At 68.3% G+C, this 3,078-nt stretch carries 3 protein-coding genes and 1 other annotated feature; of the genes, 2 read left to right on the top strand and 1 reads right to left on the bottom strand.

The window, feature by feature from the left end:
- Positions 1-197 precede the first annotated feature (197 nt).
- Positions 198-1,426, bottom strand: a protein-coding gene (locus tag FJY74_09680; GenBank protein MBM3308582.1) for an IS3 family transposase whose coding sequence is annotated in 2 segments (ribosomal slippage) — positions 198-1,138 and positions 1,138-1,426 — 1,230 coding nt in all. Because the reading frame shifts where the segments join, the coding sequence is not laid out codon by codon here.
- Positions 1,032-1,148: a sequence feature (AL1L pseudoknot), on the bottom strand. Its footprint overlaps the gene before it by 117 nt.
- A gap of 438 nt (positions 1,427-1,864) precedes the next feature.
- Here FJY74_09680 and FJY74_09675 point away from each other — a divergent pair.
- Both FJY74_09675 and FJY74_09670 read left to right on the top strand, forming a co-directional pair.
- On the top strand, positions 1,865-2,587 hold the full coding sequence (locus FJY74_09675) for a hypothetical protein (protein MBM3308581.1): 723 nt from the start codon (positions 1,865-1,867) through the stop codon (positions 2,585-2,587).
- A 250-nt stretch (positions 2,588-2,837) separates the two neighbouring features.
- A partial coding sequence (locus FJY74_09670) for a cupin domain-containing protein (GenBank protein ID MBM3308580.1) occupies positions 2,838-3,078 on the top strand: 241 nt, incomplete at its 3' end.

Here is a 3,078-nt window from a genome sequence, read left to right as displayed (position 1 = left end):
AATCGGCGTATGTTGAGCGACCGGGTTGTGCTCACAGCACGTGATGAGCGTTGGCTTGTCCTGTGCCTTCCGGCGGCGCTGGTGGTACTAGCTCTCGTCGCCGGAGTCCAGGGCTGCAGCAACGGCGGCGGCCCGGGCCCTGACGGTCCCCCGGCGCCCGGTGAGACTGAACCGCCCCGGCTTTTCCGGAGACTCGTTCATGTGAGTCCGGCCACCATGGCCGGCGCTTCCTGACTCCGGTAGTACGCCTCTTCGTACTCCGCCGGCGGGATGTTCCCGATCGGCCCCAAGAGCCGCCTGTTGTTGAACCAGTCCACCCACTCCAGCGTCGCGAACTCGACCGCCTCGAGATCACGCCACGGCCCGCGCCGCAGGATCACCTCCGTCTTGTACAACCCGATCACCGACTCGGCCAAGGCGTTGTCGTACGAGTTCCCGACGCTCCCCACAGAAGGCTCGATGCCCGCCTCCCGCAGACGCTCCGTGTAGCGGATCGACAGGTACTGCGTCCCACGGTCGCTGTGATGGACCAGCTCACGCCTGTCCGGACGGCTGAACAACGCCTGCTCCAGTGCATCCAGGGCCAGATCGCTCCGCAACGACCTCGACACCCGCCACCCAACGATCGTCCTCGAGAACGCGTCGATCACGAACGCCACGTACACGAACCCCCGCCACGTCGCCACATACGTCAGATCTGCCACCCACAACTCGTTCGGTCGCGTCGCCCAGAAGTCGCGGTTCACCAAGTCGGGCGGCCGGACCGCTGAACCGTCCCCCGTCGTGGTCTTGAACGTCCGGCCTCGAACGACCCCTGCAAGCCCCATCCCGCGCATCAGACGCTCCACCGTGCACCGAGCGACCCTGATTCCTCCGCGGTTCAGTTCCTGCCACGTCTTCTTCGCCCCGTAGACCTCGAAGTTCGCCGCCCGCACGCGGAGGATGCCTTCCCGCAGCCTCGCATCCCGCTTCGCACGCTGCGGCAGCCGCTCCGGGTCTGCCTGTCGCGCCTTCTGCTCGTAGTACGTCGACGGGGCGATCGGCAACACCTCGCAGATCGGCTCGACCCCGTACGCGTCCCGGTGTTCGTCGATGAACCGCGCCATCACTTTTGTCTGCGGTCGAACTCCGCCTGTGCGAAAAAGGCCGACGCCTTCCGCAGGATCTCGTTCGCCCGCCTCAGCTCGCGGTTCTCCCGCTCCAGCTCCCGGAGACGTTCCCGCTCTTCGGTCGTCAGGCCAGGACGCAGACCCGCATCCTGCTCCGCCTGGCGAACCCACTTCCGGAGCGTCTCCGCAGTGCAGCCCATCTTCGGCGCGATCGAGCTGATCGTCGCCCACCGGGAACCGTGCTCACGCTCATGCTCGAACACCATCCGCACTGCACGTTCCCGGACCTCCGCCGGATACCTCCCGTGATGTGCCATGACCCCATCCTCTCATGTGATGGAGCCTCCGGCAATCCCAGGGTGGTTCACCTTCGGGGATCCGGACGGCGCGTTCGAGCTCGTCGCCTACTACTTCGAGCTGTCGTTGGGCCCGACGGCAGCCGCCTGATCCGTCATGCATGGCACGTGGGGTGGATGCTTGACTCCGGTATGTGCAGGGGCATACAGTCCTGATGGAATGCCGATTCACCATAGGCTCTCTTCCCGGAGGGAGATGGAATGGACTCGGGGCGCGGCATCGACGCTCGAGCACCCGAGCGAAGGCGAGCGCCTGCGGACACGGGCCCTGCCGCGGGGGGGACGGTCGTCCGCCGCACGATCCGGCCACGACGCATCCACGTCAGCGCCTCGACCCTCTGCACCCTTCACTGCCCCGCATGTCCCAATCCGCACGGCGAGATCGCGCAGTCGGTGGGGGTGGGACATCTGCGCGCTGCGGACCTCCTGAGCCTCCTCGATCTCAACCCATGGGTTCATGAGGTCGAGGTCTCCGGACTGGGCGAGCCGTTCCTCAACCCCGAGATGCCGGCGATCGTGGCGGAGGCGCGGAGCCGAGGCGTCGCGCTCACGGCCGACAACGGGACGACCCTGAACGCGGCGAGCGAAGAGCTGCTTGGCGCGCTCGTGGAGCATCACTTCAGACGGATCACCTGCTCGATCGACGGCGCGACGCAGGGGTCGTACAGCGCGTACCGCGTGGGCGGCGACCTGCCGACGGTGCTCGGCAACATCCGCCGGCTGAACGAGCTCAAGACGCAGGCCGGGTCGCGGTATCCGAGGCTCACCTGGCAGTTCGTGGTCTTCGCCCACAACGAGCGCGAGATCCCGCTGGCGCGCCGCATGGCCGCCGAGCTGGGCATGGACTTCCGTCTCAAGGAGTCCTGGGCGCCGGAGCTGTCGCCGGCGCGCGGTCGCGGCCGGAGCGGGCGGAGGCGCGCGGGGGAGGCGGATGACGCCGCGCGCGACGGCGGGGACCCGGACCGCGCGGGGCGCGTGTTCTGCCATCAGCTCTGGGAAGAGCCCCAGGTGAACTGGGACGGCCGCGTGCTCGGGTGCTGCTGCAACTACCGGGGTGACTTCGGGGGCAACGCGTTCTTCGACGGGCTCCTCGACGTTCTGAACAGCGCGTCGCTGATGTAGGCTCGCGCGATGCTGCTCGGCCGCGTGCCGCCGCGCGCGAGGATCCCGTGTACCACGTGCGACGTGTTCCGCTCCATGGCGCGCGATGGACACTACCTGCGGCGAGGAGCGGTGCGCGTCGGGTCGCGCGCGGCGCGATTCGCCTACCATGAGCTGGGCGTGCGCCGGGCGAGGGCGTGGGTGTCGTCGTTGGGCGGACAGTGAGGGACGCGGGCATGCCCGAGCCGCGCCGCCCCGGGAGCTGACCGGCATGTCTTCCGTCTTTCCCAGTTCCATCCTCGACCTCCCGGAGGCCGATGTCCCGCTCAAGGGAGCGAGGGCGCATCTCTCACAGGGAAGCGACCACCAGGTGGTCTTCATGGAATTCGAGGCGGACGCGGTCGTGCCGCCGCACTCGCACGGGGCCCAGTGGGGCGTCGTCGTGGCGGGCAGCATCGAGCTCGTCATCGGCGGCAGGCGGCACGCGTTCGCGCGAGGCGACTCCTACTTCA

The sequence above is a fragment of the Candidatus Effluviviaceae Genus I sp. genome, assembly GCA_016867725.1.
In the GTDB taxonomy this organism is placed as follows: Bacteria; Joyebacterota; Joyebacteria; order Joyebacterales; family Joyebacteraceae; genus VGIX01.
This window is presented reverse-complemented; position numbering and strand designations above follow the sequence as displayed.